The sequence below is a fragment of the Pseudomonas anuradhapurensis genome (assembly GCF_014269225.2).
In the GTDB taxonomy this organism is placed as follows: Bacteria; Pseudomonadota; Gammaproteobacteria; order Pseudomonadales; family Pseudomonadaceae; genus Aquipseudomonas; species Aquipseudomonas anuradhapurensis.
Genome location: NZ_CP077097.1, coordinates 5,312,359 through 5,330,955, shown reverse-complemented (window position 1 = coordinate 5,330,955; position 18,597 = coordinate 5,312,359). Strand labels below are relative to the sequence as shown.

The window sequence follows — 18,597 nt, the reverse complement described above, 5'->3', positions numbered from 1 at the left end:
CCCATAATGTCCAAGAAAATTCACGTAACCGACACGATCCTGCGCGACGCCCACCAGTCCCTGCTGGCCACCCGCATGCGTACCGAAGACATGCTGCCGATCTGCGACAAGCTCGACAAGGTCGGCTACTGGTCGCTGGAAGTCTGGGGCGGCGCCACCTTCGACGCCTGCGTGCGCTTCCTGAAAGAAGACCCGTGGGAGCGCCTGCGCAAGCTGCGCGCAGCGTTGCCCAACACCCGCCTGCAAATGCTGCTGCGTGGCCAGAACCTGCTGGGCTACCGCCACTACAGCGACGACGTGGTCAAGGCCTTCGTCGCCAAGGCCGCCGTCAACGGCATCGACGTGTTCCGCATTTTCGACGCCATGAACGACGTGCGTAACCTGCGCGTGGCCATCGAGGCGGTCAAGGCTGCCGGCAAACACGCCCAGGGCACCATCGCCTATACCACCAGCCCGGTGCATACCATCGAAGCCTTCGTCAACCAGGCCAAGCAGATGGAAGCCATGGGTTGCGACTCGGTGGCGATCAAGGACATGGCCGGCCTGCTGACCCCTTACGCCACCGGCGAACTGGTCAAGGCGCTGAAGGCCGAGCAGTCGCTGCCGGTGTTCATCCACTCCCACGACACTGCCGGCCTGGCCGCGATGTGCCAGCTGAAGGCCGTGGAGAACGGTGCCGACCACATCGACACCGCCATTTCCAGCTTCGCCTGGGGCACCAGCCACCCCGGCACCGAGTCGATGGTTGCCGCGCTCAAGGGCAGCGAGTTCGACACTGGCCTGGACCTGGAACTGCTGCAGGAAATCGGCCTGTACTTCTATGCCGTGCGCAAGAAGTACCACCAGTTCGAGAGCGAGTTCACCGCCGTGGACACCCGCGTGCAGGTCAACCAGGTGCCGGGCGGCATGATTTCCAACCTGGCCAACCAGCTCAAGGAGCAGGGCGCGCTCAACCGCATGAACGAAGTGCTGGCAGAGATCCCGCGTGTGCGTGAAGACCTCGGTTTCCCGCCGCTGGTGACCCCGACCTCGCAGATCGTCGGTACCCAGGCGTTCTTCAACGTGCTGGCTGGCGAACGTTACAAGACCATCACCAACGAGGTGAAGCTGTACCTGCAAGGCGGCTACGGCAAGGCCCCGGGTGTAGTCAACGAGCAGCTGCGTCGCCAGGCGATCGGCAGCGAAGAAGTGATCGACGTACGCCCGGCCGACCTGCTGAAGCCGGAAATGGCCAAGCTGCGTGCCGACATCGGTGCCTTGGCGCGTTGTGAAGAAGATGTGCTGACCTTCGCCATGTTCCCGGACATTGGCCGCAAGTTCCTCGAGGAGCGCGAAGCCGGCACCCTGACGCCTGAAGTGCTGCTGCCAATTCCTGAGGCGGGCGCAGTAGCGTCCCATAGCGGCGAAGGCGTGCCGACCGAGTTCGTCATCGACGTGCACGGCGAAACCTACCGTGTCGACATCACTGGCGTAGGGGTGAAGGCCGAAGGCAAGCGTCACTTCTACCTGTCGATCGACGGCATGCCGGAAGAGGTGGTGTTCGAGCCGCTCAACGAATTCGTTGGTGGCGGCAGCAGCAAGCGCAAGCAGGCCAGCGCCCCGGGCCACGTCAGCACCACCATGCCTGGCAACATCGTCGATGTGCTGGTCAAGGAAGGCGACATGGTCAAGGTCGGCCAAGCCGTGCTGATCACCGAAGCCATGAAGATGGAAACCGAAGTGCAGGCGGCCATCGCCGGCAAGGTCGTGGCCATTCACGTGGCCAAGGGCGACCGCGTGACCCCGGGCGAGATCCTGATCGAGATCGAAGGCTGAGATAAGCCTTCATCTACAAGCGGTTAACCTCTGGGGAGCGGATGCTCCCCTTTTTTTTAACTGTGGGGCCCCAGGCCAATCACAGGGCTCAAGGCGGGTGACGCCCAAGGGGGCGGGTCCACCCGCGCAGAAGCCGGCTGCTACAGCACAACCCTCAGCCTTTGCGACAGGCCTCCAGCGTTTTTACCTGGCCTGTCGGCAGCTGGTTTTCCTCGCTCAACCAGCGTTCGAATCCGGCAGCCAACGCCGGCCACTCATCGTCGGTAACCGAGTACCAGGCGGTATCACGGTTATGGTCCTTTACCACCAGGTGCTTGCGGAACACCCCTTCGTAGACAAAACCAAACCGCTCCGCCGCGCGCTTGGAGCGGGCGTTGGCGTTGTTGCACTTCCATTCCAGCCGGCGATTGCCCAGTTCAAAGGCCAGCTTGCCAAGCAAGTACACCGCCTCGGTGCCCTTGGGCGTGCGCTGCATGGCGGCACCGAAGGCGACGTGGCCGATTTCGATGCGGCCGTGCTCGGGCACCATCGACATCAGGCTGAGGATGCCCTGGGCCTGGCCGTTGTTGCGGTCGATCACGGTATAGAACAGCGGATCGCGGCCGGCAGCATTACCTTCCAGCCAGCGGTCGAAGGCAGCACGTTCGGCAAACGGCCCATAGGGCAGGTAGTCCCACAGGGCAGGGTCGGCAGCCGGACCTTGCAGCATCTGCCAGAGGTCGTTGCCATGGCGCGCCGGGTCGAGCTTTTGCAGACGGATAAAGCGGCCTTCGATGGGCTCGGCCCGCGGCGTAGCGGCGGGCTTCCAGTTCAATGCGTCGTTCATGTTCGGCTTACAACTCTTTACGGAATTGGATAAAGCCCGAGCGCTCGGCAACCTGCTGGTACAGGCTGATGGCGGTGGCGTTGGTTTCGTGGGTCACCCAGTACACCTTGCTGCATTTTTCAGCCTCGGCTGCAGCATAGACGTGCTCGATCAATTGGCGGCCGATGCCCAGGCCACGCTGCGTGCTGTCCACGTACAGGTCCTGCAGGTAGCAGGCATTGCCGATACTCCAGTTGGTCCGATGGTAGATGAAGTTGACCATGCCAACCGCCTTGCCATCGACCCAGGCCAAGGCTGAATGGGTCGGCTCGTTGGGGTCGAGCAGGCGCTGCCAGGTGCTCAGGCTCACCTCATCGGTCAGTTCGGATTTATAGAAGCGCAGATAGGCGTGCCACAGGGCAAGCCAGGCAGCGTGGTCTTGGGCAGTGACGGGGCGCAGGGTAACACTGGGCATGAGGCTGTTCCTTCAGAGTGGGCGCATGTGCGCTGCGAGTTGGTTATCCAGATAGTCCGGGCTGGCGCCCAGGCCTTCACGCACCCCGGCAATGTCTTGCGCCGAGCGGTTCTGGCTGAGCTTGCGCGCGCCTTGCAGGCGAGCGATGGGCACACGGATGCCGACAATGGCACGGAGCATGCCGTCGATATAGTCGGCCGGGGCGTCAGCGACCTTCCACGGTTCGGTGCGGCCTTGTTCGTGGCGTTCGGTCAGGCGGCTGACGATAGCCAGCAGCGCCGGGCCATCGTGCAGCACCTCGGCCGTGCCGTAGGCATGCACGGCCAGGTAGTTCCAGGTGGGGACCACCTTGGGGTTCTCGGCCTTGCTTGGGTAATAACCGGGGCTGACATAGGCATCGGCGCCGGGAAACACCAGCAAGGCCTCGGCACCTTGTGCCAGGTCCTGCCATTGGTGGTTGGCCCGGGCCAAATGGGCATAGACCGTGCCGAACTCGCCTTCACTGGTATCGATCAACACCGGCAGGTGGGTAGCCAGCAGGCCTTGCTCGCCATGGCTGACCAGTATGGCCAGGCGGGTGTCATGCATGTGCTGGTACAGGCGACCAAGGTCGTGTTCCTGGTGGGGTTTGCTGTTGTACATGCCCGGTTTCCTTGTGCAATGACGCCATCCTAGGCAGGCTATTGGTTCCATGTAAGAGCCATTGCTGGCTGTTCTGATAGGTCCAATGCCATGACCGAGCGCCTTTTAGTGTTGCCCTTCGACCCTGCCGGCATCGTACTGGATCGCCGCCGCGGGCTCAGCCAGCAGCTGTACCAGGCGCTGCGTGCGCGGGTGCTCGACGGGCGTCTGAGCAGCGGCACGCGGCTGCCGGCTACGCGCGATCTGGCTGCCATGCTGGCGCTGTCACGCAACAGCGTGGTGCGTGCCTACGACCAGCTGTATGCCGAGGGCTTCATCGAAAGCCGGGTAGGTGATGGCACCTATGTCAGCCAGCTACCTAAACTATCCACACAAGTATCCACAGGGTTATCCCGTGGTTTATCAACAGGTTTATCCACAAAATTTGTAGAAGGTACTGGAAATTTATCCAGCCAGCCACGCGCCAGCGAGCCTTTGCGGCGCCTGGAAAATAACCATTTGCTACCGCCAAGAAGTGGTGCGCCGCGAGCGTTTCGGCTTGGTATTCCGGCGTTCGATTTGTTCCCGTTCGACGTGTGGGCCAAGCTGCAGGCGGGTTTCTGGCGTAACCCGGCGCCTGCGCAGCTCGGTTATGGCGACCCGGCAGGGGAGCCGCAACTGCGCGAGTTGGTCGCCGCCTACTTGCGTAGCTCGCGTGGGTTGAGCTGTACAGCTGCACAAATTGTGATCACCAGTGGTGCGCAGCAGGCGATCAGCCTTTGTGCACAGCTGCTGTTGCAGCCGGGAGACGGTGTGGCTGTGGAAAACCCAGGTTACCGGGCGGCGGGACATGCCTTTGCGTTGGCCGGTGGCAGGTTGCATGGCGTGCCGGTGGACGAGGATGGTTTGGACTGCCGCTGGCTGGGGCAATTGTCCGATTGCCGGCTCGCCTATGTCACGCCGGCTCACCAGTACCCGACCGGGGTGACCATGAGCCTGGCGCGGCGCCTGGAACTGCTGGCCTGGGCCGAGCGAAGCGGTGGCTGGATCATCGAAGACGACTATGACGGCGAATATCGCTACAGCGGCGCGCCCCTGGCTCCGCTGGCGTCGCTCGACCGGAATGGGCGGGTGCTGTATGTCGGTACATTCGGCAAGATCGCCTTCCCGGCACTGCGCCTTGGCTACCTGGTGCTGCCGCCGTCGCTGGCGCAGGCGTTCAGCCAGGGCAGGGCACTGGCGATGCGGCACTCGGAGGTCAGCAGCCAATGCGTGATGGCCGAATTCATGGCACGGGGGCATTTCCAGCGGCATATCCGGCGCATGCGCAAGGCGGCCTTGAGCCGACGCAACGTGCTCAAGGCCGGTTGGCCTGTGGATATACCGGGCTTGGGCAGCATGCCGGAAGTGGCAGCCGGGCTGCACGTCAAGGTGGTTGTGGATAATTTAGCCCTGGAACAAGAGCTGGTAGCCAAGGCTGAAGGTGTGGGGGTGGAGATGACTCCGCTGAGTAATTTCTGGCTCGCTGACAGCACCGAGCCTGTGGATAAGCGGGCAGGACTGGTGCTTGGATTCGCGGCGGTGCCGGAGGGTGAGATTGCCGAGGCCTTGCTGAAATTGCGCAAGGCCTGGCGCCCGCTTCGCGGGTAAACCCACTCCCCAAGGGGCTGCACCGCACCTGCGGCCAGCGCTCCCCCTGTGGGAGCGGGCTTGCCCGCGAAGCAGGCGACTCAGGTGCCGGACTTGATCCGCGTCCAGGCCCGCGTGCGTGCCCGCTCGGCATCCCGCGCCAGAGGCTTGAGGGTATACAGCTTGGTCATCGCCGCCGCCGTCGGGTACAGGTTGGGGTTGTTGCGAATCGTCGGGTTCACTTTGTCGCTGGCATCCTTGTTGGGGTTCGGGTAGCCGACAAAATCGCTGATCGGTGCAATTACCTCAGGCCGCAGCAGGTAGTTGATGAACGCATGCGCGTCTTCCGGGTTGGCTGCATTCTTCGGAATTGCCAGCATATCGAACCAGATTGGCGCTCCTTCCTTGGGCAGGCGCATGTCCACCACCACGCCATTCTTCGCATCGCGGGCGCGGTTGGCGGCCTGGGAGAAGCTGCCGCTGTAGCCGACCGCCACGCAGATATCACCGTTGGCTATGTCCGCCATGTATTTCGAGGAGTGGAAATAGGTGATGTAGGGGCGGATTTTCAGCATCAGTGCCTCGGCCTGCTTGTAGTCGGCCGGCTTGTCGCTGTTTGGCGGCAGGCCCAGGTGCTGCAAGGCCAGCGGCAGGATCTCCGACGGCGAGTCGAGCAGTGCCACGCCACACTGCTTGAGCTTGGCGATGTTCTCTTCCTTGAAGATCAGGTCCCAGCTGTCCACTGGCGCGTTGTCGCCGAGCGCAGCCTTGACCTTGGCCGGGTTGAAGCCGATCAGCACGGTACCGTACATGTAAGGCACGGCAAACTTGTTGTCCGGGTCGTTGGCTTCGATCAGCTTCATCAGGGACGGGTCCAGATGTTGCCAGTTCGGCAGCTTGCTGCGGTCCAGTGGCTGGAACACCCCGGCTTCGATCTGCTTGGCCAGGAACACGTTGGATGGCACCACCACGTCATAGCCGGAGTTGCCGGTCAGTAGCTTGGCTTCCAGCGCCTCGTTGGTGTCGAAGATGTCGTAGATCAGCTTTACACCGCTGTCCTTCTGGAACTCGGTGAGGGTTTGCGGGGTGATGTAGTCGAACCAGTTGTATACCCGCAGGGTACGCTGTTCGGCCTGGGCCTGCAGGGCGCCGGTAAACAGCGTGGCGGCGATGAACGGGGCGAGCAGGTGCTTGAGTCGGACCATTTAGCGGGCTCCTGGTTGGCTGCGCTGGAAGCCTTCCAGCACATTGACTGCGTTGATACCGATTTCTTCGACAGCGTAGCCGCCCTCCATCACGAACAGGGTCGGTTTGCCGAGCTGCGCGATGCGCTTGCCCATCTCCAGGTAGTCCGGGCTGTCCAGCTTGAACTGCGAGATCGGGTCGTCCTTGAAGGTGTCCACGCCGAGCGAGATCACCAGTACGTCGGCGTCATAGGCTTCGATGCGCTGGCAGGCGTCCTCCAAGGCAGCGCTCCAGGCAGTCCAGTCGCTGCCGGCGGGCAGTGGGTAGTTGATGTTGCAGCCTTCTCCGGGACCGTCGCCGGTTTCGTCGGCATAGCCGAGGAAGAACGGGAATTCGTCCTGCGGGTCGCCATGGATCGAAGCGAAGAACACATCCCCGCGGCGGTAGAAGATGTCCTGGGTGCCGTTGCCATGGTGATAGTCGACGTCGAGGATGGCGACTTTGTGCCGGCCCTGGTCGAGAAACGCCTGGGCGGCGATGGCGGCGTTGTTCAGGTAGCAATAGCCGCCCATGACTTCGCCGGCGGCGTGGTGTCCTGGTGGGCGGCACAGGGCAAACGCCGAGTGAGCGCCCTGCTGGATGGCGGCCTGGGCGGTGAGGGCCACCTGGGCGGCGCTGTAGGCAGCCTGCCAGGTACCGGCGGTGATCGGTGCCCCGGCATCGAAGCTGTAGTAGCCCAGCTCACCGTGCAGGCCGCTGGGCTTTTTCTGGCGCAGGGTGCGGGCTGGCCAGGTGAACGGCAGCAGGTCGCCTTCCTGGCCCAATGCGGCCCAGCGCGCCCAGGCGCCTTCGAAGAAGTCCAGGTAGGCGGCGCTGTGGATGCGCAGGAGCGGTGCGCGGCCGAAGTCGGTAGGGCCCTGGATGTCGCCGAGGTTGCGCTTTTTTACCTGTTCGAGCACATGGTCGGCGCGCGAAGGCATTTCGAAGCAGGGCATCAGCTTGCCGTCTATCAGCTCGCAGCGGCCATGGTGCAGGCGGTGGTCATCGGAATAGATCGTCAGCATTGTTGTTCTCCCTTGGACACTGGCGTTGGCCCATTCTCGGGTGGACGCCAGTAGGGGAGAACGACGCAAACGGCCAAAAGGGGATCGATGTGGCCAGGCTCTTTGGCCGGCTTTCCCTGTGCCGGCCCCTGCCCGGGGCACGGCTGGCGCGGTCAACCGCGAAAATGGCTGGGAGCTACACCACTCCAACGCTGGAAGGCATGGCGGAAACTGGCCGTCTCGCTGAACCCCAGCGTTTCGGCAATCCGGTAGATCGGCATCTGATTGTCGGCCAGCAGCTGCTTGGCCCGCTCGAACCTCAGCTCATCCAGCAGTTGTTGATAACTGCTGCCCAAGGCCTGCAAATGCCGACGCAGGGTACGCGATGAACAGTTCATCTGCCGCGCCAGGCCCTCCAGCCCGGGCGCCGCATCCAGTTGCTGCGCCAGCAGTTGGCGGATCCGCCCCAGCCAGGCCTGGCGGCCAGTGAATTCCAGGTTCAGGCGCCGGCAACGTTCGCTCATGGCCTTGTGGGTAATCGGGTCGGCCAGCGGCAGCGGCGTGTCCAGCCAGCGGCGTTCGAAAGCAAAGGCATTGGTCTCGGCGTCGAAACCGACCGGGCACTGGAATGCATCGGCATAGAGCGCGTGGTAGCTGGGCCGAGGGTGCTCGAAGCGGGCGCCCAGCAGCGGCAGTGGGCGGCCGAGCAGGTCGTCGCAGATGACTTTCAGCGAAACCAGGCAGAACTCGGCGTTGAAGGCGGTCAGTGCCGGGCTGTCATGGCAATCGCTGGCGCTGAACCAGACCCGCTGGCCGTCGTCGAGCAAACGCAGCTTGAAGACTGTTCCCAGCAGTGCCGGATACTGCAACGCCAGGCGCAAGGCGTCACCCAAAGTGGCACTGGAGAGCAGGGCGTAACCGAGCATGCCGTAGCACGACACATGCATGCGCCGGCCCAGTTCCAGGCCGATGTCCTCGCGCCGGGCAACGGCGTTGGCGCATACCTGCAGTTCCTGCTGGGTGGTGATGCGCGCATCGGCATGCCCCAGGTCTGCCGGGCCGATGCCGCTGCCGGCCAACAGCGCCGACGCCTCGCAACCATCGGCCTGGAAGACGTTGAGGATCAGCGAAACCGCGTTGAGGGTAGTCAGGTGGCTGTGCAGCATGCTGGGAAGTCCCGTTGGCCTGGGACGCATTATGGAGCAAGTTGTGTGCCGATATCCCGAGGGCTGCGCAGGAGCCCGAGAATCCGCAGGCAAAAAAAAGGCCCGAAGCATAGGCTCGGGCCTTGTAAAGGTTGAGAGGTGTCTAGTCCCTCGACCTGGTGAGACTGTTTACAGCGGCCTGGTTACGCCTTCAGCGGTACCAGACGGGGAGCGATCATGTTTTCCGGGCGCAGGATGTCGTCGAGCATCGCGTCGTCCAGCAGCTTCTCCTCGCGCACCAGTTCCAGTACGCCGCGGCCGGTTTCCAGGGCAACGCGGGCGATGCGGGTGGCGTTTTCGTAGCCGATGTACGGGTTCAGGGCGGTGACCAGGCCGATCGAGTGTTCGACCAGTTCGCGGCAGCGCTGTTCGTTGGCAGTGATGCCGACGATGCAGTGCTCGCGCAGCATGTCCATGGCGCGCTGGAGCAGGCGGATCGAGTCGAAGATCTTGTAGGCGATCAGCGGTTCCATCACGTTCAGCTGCAGCTGGCCACCTTCAGCGGCGACGGTCAGGGCCAGGTCGTTGCCCATGATGGCGAAGGCCACCTGGTTGACCGCTTCCGGAATAACCGGGTTGACCTTGCCTGGCATGATCGAGCTGCCTGGCTGGCGCGCCGGCAGGTTGATCTCGTTGATGCCGGTGCGCGGGCCGCTGGACAGCAGGCGCAGGTCGTTGCAGATCTTCGACAGCTTGACGGCGGTACGCTTGAGCATGCCGGAGAACAGCACGAAGGCGCCCATGTCGGAGGTGGCTTCGATCAGGTCGGCAGCCGGTACCAGCGGTTGGCCGCTGATGGCAGCCAGGCGCTGTACGGCCAGGGCCTGGTAGCCCGGGTCGGCGTTGATGCCGGTGCCGATGGCGGTACCACCCAGGTTGATTTCGGTCAGCAGTTCCGGAGCCAGCGAACGCAGGCGCTGCAGGTCTTCGGTCATGGTGGTGGCGAAGGCGCGGAATTCCTGGCCCAGGGTCATCGGCACGGCGTCCTGCAGCTGGGTACGGCCCATCTTCAGTACGTGGTCGAACTCTTTACCCTTGGCAGCGAAGGCCTGGATCAGGCTGTCGAGGCTGGCCAGCAGGGCGTCGTGACCCAGCAGCAGGCCCAGACGGATGGCCGTCGGGTAGGCGTCGTTGGTCGACTGCGCCATGTTCACGTCGTTGTTCGGGTGCAGGTACTGGTACTCACCCTTCTGGTGGCCCATGGCCTCCAGCGCGACGTTGGCAATGACTTCGTTCGCGTTCATGTTGGTGGAAGTACCGGCACCACCCTGGATCATGTCGACCACGAACTGGTCGTGGTAGTCGCCTTTGATCAGGCGGGCGCAGGCTGCGGTGATGGCAGCATGCTTGGCATCGCTCAGGTGACCCAGCTCACGGTTGGCGTCGGCAGCGGCCTGCTTGACCATGGCCAGGGCCACGACCAGCTTCGGGTAGTGCGACAGCGGAACACCGGAGAGGTGGAAGTTGTTGGCAGCGCGCAGGGTCTGGATGCCGTAGTAGGCATCGGCAGGGACTTCAAGGGTACCAAGCAGATCTTTTTCGACGCGGAACGATGCAGCGGAGGACATGATGGATATCATCTCGATTTTGACCCGGCACATGCCGGAATGGCGCCAATCCTAGGCCTGAAGGCGATTTTGCGGCAAATGCTGTTGCACGCTAACCTATGCACAAACGGCATAGTGTTTCATGTGACGCCAATTGACATTCGAGCGTGTTCCATTTTGGTGCATGCCAGGAGATGTACTTCGTGAACCTTGAAAGCAAATGGCTGGAAGACTTCAGCGCGCTGGCGGCTACGCGCAGTTTTTCCCAGGCGGCAGAACGGCGTTTCGTGACCCAACCCGCATTCAGCCGACGCATCCGCAGCCTGGAAGCGGCGTTGGGGCTACAACTGGTGAACCGTTCCCGCACGCCGATAGAACTGACCGAGGCTGGCCAGCTGTTTCTGGTCACGGCACGTACGGTTGTCGACCAGTTGAGCGAAATTCTTCGCCATTTGCATCATCTTGAGGGCGGGCAGGGCGAAGTGGTGCAAGTAGCTGCGGCCCACTCGCTGGCCTCGGGCTTTTTCCCCCGTTGGGTGGCCCAGTTGCGCAATGACGGCCTGAACATCGCCACCCGCCTGGTTGCGACCAACGTCGGCGATGCCGTGCATGCCTTGCGCGAAGGCGGCTGCGACCTGATGCTGGCGTTCTATGACCCGGACGCCGCGCTGCAGATGGACGCCGAAATCTTCCCGTCGCTGCACATGGGCACCACCGAAATGCTGCCGGTGTGCGCGGTGGACGCCGACGGCAAGCCGTTGTTCGATCTCGAAGGCGAGGGCAGCGTGCCACTGCTGGCCTATACCGCCGGCGCGTTCCTCGGCCGTTCGGTCAACTTGCTGCTGCGCCAGCGCAACCTGCGCTATACCACGGTCTATGAAACTGCCATGGCCGACAGCCTCAAGAGCATGGCGCTGGAGGGCATGGGCATCGCCTGGGTACCGCGCCTGTCGATGCGTGGCGAGCTCGAACGGGGTGAGCTGGCAATCTGCGGCGGCAGCCAGTGGCATGTGCCGCTGGAAATCCGTCTGTATCGCTGCGCCCTGGTACGCAAGGCCAATGTCAGGCTGCTGTGGCGCAAGCTCGAGGGGGCGGCAATGGTTGACTCGAAAGTCAGCCAAAGCCCCGAAAAATAAGGGGCGACAGTTGGTCGCCGGGGTGCCTTAAACGCACCACCTTACGATATACTGCGCGGCCTTTCGACCGGATGCGTCCGGTCCTGATCAGCAAACAAGCCACGCCGGCCGTCCCGCGTGGCTTGTTGTTTTTTGACGCGCCCAAGGGCGCACAAGCGAAGAGGCTCGACGATGAGTGCACTGGTTGGCGTGATCATGGGCTCCAAGTCCGATTGGTCCACCCTTAGCCACACCGCCGATATGCTGGAAAAACTCGGCATTCCCTACGAAGTGAAGGTGGTTTCCGCCCACCGCACCCCGGACTTGCTGTTCCAGTACGCCGAAGAGGCTGAAGGGCGGGGCATCGAGGTGATCATCGCCGGTGCCGGTGGTGCAGCCCACCTGCCTGGCATGTGCGCGGCCAAGACCCACCTGCCGGTGCTGGGCGTGCCGGTGCAATCGTCGATGTTGTCGGGCGTCGATTCGCTGCTGTCGATCGTGCAGATGCCTGCCGGCGTGCCGGTTGCTACCCTGGCCATCGGCCGGGCTGGTGCAGTCAATGCCGCGCTGCTGTCGGCCAGCATCCTCGGTGCCAAATACCCGCAGTACCACACGGCGCTCAAGCAGTTCCGCACGGAGCAGACCGAGACCGTGCTGGACAACCCAGACCCGCGCCAGGCTTGAGGCTCTACCCATGAAGATCGGTGTAATCGGTGGCGGCCAGCTGGGCCGCATGCTGGCCCTGGCGGGTACCCCGCTGGGCATGAACTTCGCCTTCCTCGACCCGGCACCGGACGCCTGCGCCGCGCCACTGGGCGAGCACCTGCGCGCCGACTACGGCGACCAGGACCACCTGCGCCAATTGGCCGACGAAGTCGACCTGGTCACCTTCGAGTTCGAAAGCGTCCCGGCCGAGACCGTGGCCTTCCTTTCGCAATTCGTACCGGTGTACCCCAGCGCCGAAGCGCTGCGTATCGCCCGCGACCGCCTGTTCGAGAAAAGCATGTTCCGCGACCTGGGTATCCCTACCCCGGCATTCGCCGACATCCTCTCGCAGGCAGACCTGGACGCCGCAGTGGCCAGCATCGGCCTGCCGGCCGTGCTGAAAACCCGCACCCTGGGTTACGACGGCAAGGGCCAGAAGGTACTGCGCACGGCTGAGGACGTGGTCGGTACCTTCGCCGAGCTGGGCAGTGTGCCGTGCCTGCTGGAAGGCTTCGTCCCGTTCACCGGCGAAGTGTCGCTGGTGGCCGTACGTGCCCGCGATGGCGAAACCCGCTTCTACCCGCTGGTGCACAACACCCATGAAAGCGGCATCCTGCGCCTGTCGGTCGCCAGCCAGGCGCACCCGCTGCAGGCCCTGGCCGAGGACTACGTGGGCCGCGTGCTCAAGCAACTCGACTATGTCGGCGTGCTGGCCTTCGAGTTCTTCGAAGTCGACGGCGGCCTGAAGGCCAACGAGATCGCCCCGCGCGTACACAACTCCGGGCACTGGACCATCGAAGGCGCCGAGTGCAGCCAGTTCGAGAACCACCTGCGTGCCGTCGCCGGCCTGCCACTGGGTTCGACTGCCAAGGTGGGCGAGAGCGCGATGCTCAACTTCATCGGTGAAGTGCCGGCTGTGGACAAGGTGATCGCCATCGATGATTGCCATCTGCACCACTACGGCAAGGCGTTCAAGGCCGGGCGCAAGGTTGGCCACGCCACCCTGCGTTGCCACGACATGGCAACCCTGGAGCGCAAGATTGCCGAAGTAGAAGCCCTGATCGACAACTGATCGAACTTCTACCAGCGGCATGCCCTCTGAAATGGCAACAAGCCAAAGCGCTGTCTAGGCTTTGGCTTGTTCCATTCTTCATTGCAGAGGGATCGCCATGGGCATCATTGGAACCATCTTCATCGGCCTCATCGTCGGCCTGCTGGCCCGCTTCATCAAACCGGGCGACGACAGCATGGGCTGGATCATGACCATCCTGCTGGGTATCGCCGGCTCCCTGTTGGCCACCTATGGCGGCCAGGCGCTGGGCATCTACCAGGCCGGGCAGGCTGCAGGCTTCCTTGGCGCCCTGGTGGGTGCGGTCGTTCTGCTGGTGATCTACGGATTCATCAAGAAGCGTTGAATACTGGGTAGAATGCCCGGCAATTCTTCCGAGTTGCCGAGCATTTCCATGCGTGCCTTTTTCCTCGCCCCCTTGCTGTTGGCCAGTGCCCTGGCCCATGCCGAGCTGCCCGAAACCGACTGGCTTGAGCTGATGCCCAAGTCGGACCAGAAGGCGCTCGAGCAGATGCCCGAAATCGACCACAATTCGCCGGAAGCCATGGGTACCTTTACCGCCAAGGGCGGCCTCAAGCAAAGCAAGGGCTTGCCGGCGGTGATGTACTCGACCAAGACCGTGGCGGCGATGAACGGCAAGGACATCCGCCTGGGCGGTTACCCTGTGCCGCTGGAGAGCGACGCCAAGGGCAACAGCACGCTGTTCTTCCTGGTGCCGTACCCGGGCGCCTGCATCCATGTGCCGCCACCACCGCCGAACCAGTTGGTGCTGGTGCGCTACCCGAAAGGCCTGAAGATCGATGACATCTACACACCGCTGTGGGTCAGCGGCACGCTGAAGGTGGAAAAGGTCAGCAACGACCTGGCCGATGCCGCCTATGCGCTGGATGCCCAGAAGGTGAGGGTGGTGGAGGATGCCGACCTCTGATGCCTTGCGGCGCGCCTCAGGTGACCGCGTACCCTTGTAGGAGCGGCCTTGTGTCGCGAAAGGACCGCACAGCGGTCCCGAGTGCTTCAGATCAAAGCGCTTCGCTCGCCACTACCAGGCCAAGCGAATGAGTTGCCCCTGGCTTCAACTCCACCAGGTCATCCCACACATTCGCCGTCTCGATGCACAGCATCCGCTGCCAGCCATCATCGGCCATGTCCGGCAACTCCCTGGCCCGCTCGGTCCAAGGGTTCCAGATCACCGCCGAACGTGACCCGCTGCTGGCCAGGGTGATCCGCCGGTTCCAGTGCGGGTCGACAATGCTCAGTTGCGGCGGGGTGGCGAGGTAGATGCGGTCAGTCTCACCGCTGAACGCCAGCGCGCCCTGCTGCTGGCGCTGCTCCCAGTCGGCCAGGGTCTCGATGTAGCCCAGCCCTGCGACACCTTCAACCCGCACTTGCCGCACATCGCTGACTGCAAAGTAGCTGTGCAGGGCCTGGCTGAGGGTGACCGGGGTATTGCCCATGTTGCGGCTGGTCAGCTTCAGTTTCAGCTCAGCGCCCAGTTCCACCAGCAACTTCAGCTCCACGTCGTGGGGCCAGTCGGGCAGCTTGCCCTGCGCTTCGGGCAGCTCGAACTCGATACGCAGCCCGTCGCCCGCTTCTTCGATGCCCAGCAGTTGCCAGTCACGGGTCCGTGCCAGGCCGTGGGCAGGTGCCTGTTCGCCGTGGTACATGGCCTGCACGGCCTGTGGGTTGCGCTGCAGGTTGCCGAACCACGGCCAGCATACCGGTATCCCGGCACGCACCGACTTGCCCTGGCGGAAGATGGCCTGGTCGCTCAGCCACAACAGCGGTGGCTGGCCAACGCACTGGTAGCTGAGGATCTGCGCGCCCTGCTGGGCGATCAGTAGTTCGGCGTGGTTGCTGCTGATACGCCAGCAGTTGAGTTCGCCATGTTGCTCGCTTACGACCTGGAAGGAAGCCATTGTGTTCATCTCATTGATTGCCAGTGGGCCTTGGACCCGGGCACATGCAATGAGTTTACCGCCGGCGTGGCTCAGCGACGAGGTACGGAGCGGGTACGGCCACTGCCGTCGATGGCGACGAAGACGAACACCGCTTCGGTGACCTTGCGCCATTCGCTGGACAGCGGGTCGTCGCTCCACACTTCGACCATCATCTGGATCGAGCTGCGGCCGATTTCCAGGGTCTGGGTATAGAAGGACAATTGTGCGCCAACGGCCACTGGCACCAGGAAAGCCATGCGGTCGATGGCCACGGTGGCCACACGGCCGCCGGCGACACGGCTGGCCATGGCGGTACCGGCCAGGTCCATCTGGGCGACCAACCAGCCGCCAAAGATATCGCCAAACCCGTTGGTCTCGCGCGGGAGTGCGGTGATCTGCAAGGCCAGGTCGCCCTGCGGGATAGGATCTTCTTGTTCGAGCTCAATCATGCGATGGGGCCTCTGACCCGTGACGCTTTTCGTTGGTGTGGCGCAAAGGCCGGGTAAACGATTCAGCTTGAAACATACTACGCCGATTTCGTTTCACTGGGCGGCCGTAGGGAAACTCTGCGAAACCGCCTGACAATAATGACCGGCGTTTTCGCACAACATCCCACGTTAGGAGCAACCTTTTCCTACGAATCGCCAGTATATAGAGCATAACGGCCAGCGACGACCGCGCATTCATGAATATGTGTATGGATTTTGTATCGCTTTCGGCGCAGCTCGGCAATTTGCTATCTTCGTCCGTTACCAATCCAGAAGCCGCGTGCCAAGCGGCCTGCATGCCCCTACAAAGAGAACAATCAGCGATGACCTCCGTGCCGAGCAGTATCGAGCAGCCCTCGCGGCCGCTGACCCGCAGTGACTACAAGACTCTCTCTCTGTCCGCATTGGGCGGCGCGCTGGAGTTCTACGACTTCATCATCTTCGTGTTTTTCGCCACGGTGGTCGGCAAGCTGTTCTTCCCCGCCGACATGCCCGAATGGCTGCGCCTGATGCAGACCTTCGGCATTTTCGCCGCCGGCTACCTGGCGCGACCGCTGGGCGGCATCATCATGGCCCATTTCGGTGACCTGCTCGGGCGCAAGAAGATGTTCACCCTGAGTATCTTCATGATGGCCCTGCCAACACTGATCATGGGCCTGTTGCCGACCTATGCGCAGATCGGCCTGTGGGCGCCGGTCCTGCTGTTGCTGATGCGCGTGATCCAGGGTGCGGCAATCGGTGGCGAGGTGCCGGGGGCCTGGGTGTTCGTGTCCGAGCACGTGCCGGCACGCAACACCGGCTACGCCTGCGGGACCCTCACGGCCGGCCTGACCGCGGGCATCCTGCTCGGCTCGCTGGTGGCGACCCTGATCAACAGCGTCTACAGCGCAGAGGAAGTGGCCGATTACGCCTGGCGTATCCCGTTCCTGCTTGGCGGTGTGTTCGGCCTGTTCTCGGTGTACCTGCGTCGCTGGTTGCACGAAACCCCGGTGTTTGCCGAGATGCAGCAGCGCAAGGCGCTGGCCGAGGAACTGCCGCTGCGTGCCGTGCTGCGTGACCATCGTGGCCCGATCGTGCTGTCGATGCTGCTGACCTGGATGCTGTCTGCCGGCATCGTGGTGGTCATCCTGATGACGCCGGCGCTGCTGCAGAGCATCTATCACATCAGCCCCACCGATTCCCTCAAGGCCAACAGCCTGGCAATCGTACTGCTCAGCTTCGGCTGCATCGGCGCTGGCAGCCTGGCCGACCGCTTTGGCGCGGGCCGGGTGTTCGTGATCGGCAGCCTGCTGCTGCTGGCGAGCTCCTGGACCTTCTACCACAGCCTGCCGACCCGGCCCGAGCTGCTGTTCCCGCTTTATGCAGTGACCGGTTTGTGTGTGGGTGTGATCGGTGCGGTGCCTTATGTGATGGTCAAGGCGTTTCCGGCGGTGGTGCGGTTCAGCGGGCTGTCGTTCTCGTACAACGTGGCCTACGCGATTTTTGGCGGGTTGACGCCGATGGTGGTGACTGCGCTGTTGAAAGTGAGCCCGATGGCGCCTGCCTACTATGTGGCAGGGTTGTGTGCCGTTGGTCTGCTGGTGGGGCTGTACCTGCTCAGCAACAAGCGCTGACCTGTTGCAGGAGCGGCCTTGTGTCGCGATGGGCTGCGCAGCAGCCCCGGCAATTCGTGCCGGGTTCGCCATGCCTGGGGCTGCTGCGCAGCCCATCGCGACACAAGGAGTTGCCAGGTAGCTGATGATGGCCTTTCATCCAATTGTCACATTCAAGTCATATCGTATTCATGCGGCCTGCAGATACTTGGGCCCGTTCCATCCAACACCCCCATTCCTGCTAGGAGCAAGGCATGAAACTGAAGCGTTTGATGGCGGCCCTCACCTTTGCCGCCGCTGGCGTTGCAACCGCCAACGCGGTAGCCGCTGTCGATCCTGCAATCCCGACCTACACCAAGACCACCGGTGTTTCGGGCAACCTCTCCAGCGTCGGTTCCGACACCCTCGCGAACCTGATGACTCTGTGGGCCGAGGCCTACAAGAAGGAATACCCGAACGTAAACATCCAGATCCAGGCTGCCGGCTCCTCCACCGCGCCACCCGCGCTGACCGAAGGTACCGCCAACCTCGGCCCGATGAGCCGCAAGATGAAGGATGTCGAGCTGCAGGCCTTCGAGCAGAAGTACGGCTACAAGCCAACCGCCATCCCGGTTGCCGTCGATGCCCTGGCCGTGTTCGTGCACAAGGACAACCCGATCAAGGGCCTGACCATGGCTCAGGTCGACGCCATCTTCTCGTCCACCCGCCTGTGTGGCGCCAAAGCCGACGTCAAGACCTGGGGTGACCTGGGCGTGACCGGCGACCTGGCCAACAAGCCAATCCAGCTGTTCGGCCGCAACTCGGTATCCGGCACCTATGGCTACTTCAAGGAAGAAGCCCTGTGCAAAGGCGACTTCAAGCCTAACGTCAACGAACAGCCTGGTTCGGCTTCGGTCGTGCAGTCGATCAGCTCCTCGCTGAACGGCATTGGCTACTCGGGCATCGGCTACAAGACCGCCAGCGTCAAGACTGTTGCCCTGGCCAAGAAAGAAGGCGGCGAGTTCGTTGAAGACAACGAAACCAACGCCCTGAACGGCAAATACCCGCTGTCGCGCTTCCTCTACGTCTACGTCAACAAGGCGCCGAACAAGCCTCTGGCCCCGCTGGAAGCCGAGTTCGTCAAGCTGGTGCTGTCGCAAGCTGGCCAGCAGGTCGTGGTGAAGGATGGCTACATCCCGCTGCCGGCCAAAGTCATCGACAAGACCCTGGCTGACCTGGGCCTGTCCCACGCCGGTAACGTCGTAAAGAAGTAACTGACTGAGGGGGAGGCCGGTACTGCTGCCTGGCCTCTTCCACGAATTCCCAGCCCGAAGCCAGGCTTCCTGTGCGGCGGGCTTTCGTGCGTCACTACATTGTCATGTTTTTG

General features: G+C 62.9%; 18 protein-coding genes. 9 read left to right on the top strand and 9 right to left on the bottom strand.

Going from position 1 to position 18,597, the window contains the following annotated elements; all coding sequences use genetic code 11:
* Positions 1-6 precede the first annotated feature (6 nt).
* On the top strand, positions 7-1,815 hold the full coding sequence (gene oadA / locus HU763_RS24315; RefSeq protein WP_170033883.1) for a sodium-extruding oxaloacetate decarboxylase subunit alpha: 1,809 nt from the start codon (positions 7-9) through the stop codon (positions 1,813-1,815).
* Between the two features lie 154 nt (positions 1,816-1,969).
* Here the strand turns inward: oadA and HU763_RS24310 are convergent, their stop codons facing one another.
* From HU763_RS24310 to HU763_RS24300, 3 genes are read right to left on the bottom strand one after another with little or no spacing between them, the layout of a single operon-like run.
* On the bottom strand, positions 1,970-2,641 hold the full coding sequence (locus tag HU763_RS24310; RefSeq protein ID WP_186683993.1) for a GNAT family N-acetyltransferase: 672 nt from the start codon (positions 2,639-2,641) through the stop codon (positions 1,970-1,972).
* Positions 2,642-2,648: 7 nt separating this feature from the next.
* Complete coding sequence (locus HU763_RS24305; RefSeq protein ID WP_170033879.1) at positions 2,649-3,095, bottom strand: GNAT family N-acetyltransferase; 447 nt, start codon at positions 3,093-3,095, stop codon at positions 2,649-2,651.
* Positions 3,096-3,107: 12 nt separating this feature from the next.
* Positions 3,108-3,737, bottom strand: a complete 630-nt coding sequence (locus HU763_RS24300; protein ID WP_186683995.1) for an FMN-binding negative transcriptional regulator — start codon at positions 3,735-3,737, stop codon at positions 3,108-3,110.
* Between the two features lie 90 nt (positions 3,738-3,827).
* Here HU763_RS24300 and pdxR point away from each other — a divergent pair, with 90 nt between their 5' ends.
* Positions 3,828-5,366 (top strand): MocR-like pyridoxine biosynthesis transcription factor PdxR, encoded by a 1,539-nt coding sequence (pdxR, locus tag HU763_RS24295; protein WP_186683996.1) that lies wholly within the window; start codon positions 3,828-3,830, stop codon positions 5,364-5,366.
* 80 nt (positions 5,367-5,446) lie between these two features.
* Here the strand turns inward: pdxR and HU763_RS24290 are convergent, their stop codons facing one another.
* The 4 genes from HU763_RS24290 to aspA all read right to left on the bottom strand — a co-directional run bounded on the left by HU763_RS24290 (position 5,447) and on the right by aspA (position 10,346).
* Positions 5,447-6,550, bottom strand: a complete 1,104-nt coding sequence (locus tag HU763_RS24290) for a polyamine ABC transporter substrate-binding protein (protein ID WP_186683997.1) — start codon at positions 6,548-6,550, stop codon at positions 5,447-5,449.
* Positions 6,551-7,594, bottom strand: a complete 1,044-nt coding sequence (locus HU763_RS24285) for a histone deacetylase family protein (protein ID WP_186683998.1) — start codon at positions 7,592-7,594, stop codon at positions 6,551-6,553.
* Between the two features lie 152 nt (positions 7,595-7,746).
* Entirely contained in the window at positions 7,747-8,739 is a 993-nt protein-coding gene (locus HU763_RS24280; protein ID WP_170033870.1) for an AraC family transcriptional regulator, read from the bottom strand.
* Positions 8,740-8,921: 182 nt separating this feature from the next.
* A complete protein-coding gene (gene aspA / locus HU763_RS24275; protein WP_003260072.1) occupies positions 8,922-10,346 on the bottom strand; it encodes an aspartate ammonia-lyase in 1,425 nt (474 codons plus the stop codon).
* Between the two features lie 182 nt (positions 10,347-10,528).
* Between aspA and HU763_RS24270 the strand changes: the two genes are divergently transcribed.
* The 5 genes from HU763_RS24270 (at position 10,529) to HU763_RS24250 (ending at position 14,142) form a co-directional block, all read left to right on the top strand.
* A complete protein-coding gene (locus tag HU763_RS24270) occupies positions 10,529-11,461 on the top strand; it encodes a LysR substrate-binding domain-containing protein (protein WP_170033868.1) in 933 nt (310 codons plus the stop codon).
* A gap of 171 nt (positions 11,462-11,632) precedes the next feature.
* Positions 11,633-12,124 carry a 5-(carboxyamino)imidazole ribonucleotide mutase gene (purE, locus tag HU763_RS24265; protein WP_170033866.1) on the top strand — a complete coding sequence of 164 codons (492 nt, stop codon included), beginning with the start codon at positions 11,633-11,635 and terminating at the stop codon, positions 12,122-12,124.
* Positions 12,125-12,134: 10 nt separating this feature from the next.
* Positions 12,135-13,217, top strand: coding sequence for a 5-(carboxyamino)imidazole ribonucleotide synthase (locus HU763_RS24260; RefSeq protein WP_170033864.1), 1,083 nt, complete (start codon positions 12,135-12,137; stop codon positions 13,215-13,217).
* 97 nt (positions 13,218-13,314) lie between these two features.
* Positions 13,315-13,560, top strand: coding sequence for a GlsB/YeaQ/YmgE family stress response membrane protein (locus HU763_RS24255; RefSeq protein ID WP_003253308.1), 246 nt, complete (start codon positions 13,315-13,317; stop codon positions 13,558-13,560).
* 48 nt (positions 13,561-13,608) lie between these two features.
* Positions 13,609-14,142 (top strand): DUF3299 domain-containing protein, encoded by a 534-nt coding sequence (locus HU763_RS24250; RefSeq protein WP_170033862.1) that lies wholly within the window; start codon positions 13,609-13,611, stop codon positions 14,140-14,142.
* Between the two features lie 91 nt (positions 14,143-14,233).
* Here HU763_RS24250 and HU763_RS24245 read toward each other — a convergent pair whose 3' ends face one another.
* Together HU763_RS24245 and HU763_RS24240 are read right to left on the bottom strand one after the other, a co-directional pair.
* Entirely contained in the window at positions 14,234-15,130 is an 897-nt protein-coding gene (locus tag HU763_RS24245; RefSeq protein WP_186683999.1) for a D-hexose-6-phosphate mutarotase, read from the bottom strand.
* Positions 15,131-15,201: 71 nt separating this feature from the next.
* A complete protein-coding gene (locus tag HU763_RS24240) occupies positions 15,202-15,600 on the bottom strand; it encodes an acyl-CoA thioesterase (protein WP_003253317.1) in 399 nt (132 codons plus the stop codon).
* A gap of 362 nt (positions 15,601-15,962) precedes the next feature.
* On the opposite strand from HU763_RS24240, the gene HU763_RS24235 reads away from it, so the two are divergent.
* A complete protein-coding gene (locus HU763_RS24235; protein WP_170033858.1) occupies positions 15,963-17,252 on the top strand; it encodes an MFS transporter in 1,290 nt (429 codons plus the stop codon).
* A gap of 233 nt (positions 17,253-17,485) precedes the next feature.
* Positions 17,486-18,484, top strand: coding sequence for a phosphate ABC transporter substrate-binding protein PstS (locus HU763_RS24230; protein WP_186684000.1), 999 nt, complete (start codon positions 17,486-17,488; stop codon positions 18,482-18,484).
* Positions 18,485-18,597 lie beyond the last annotated feature (113 nt).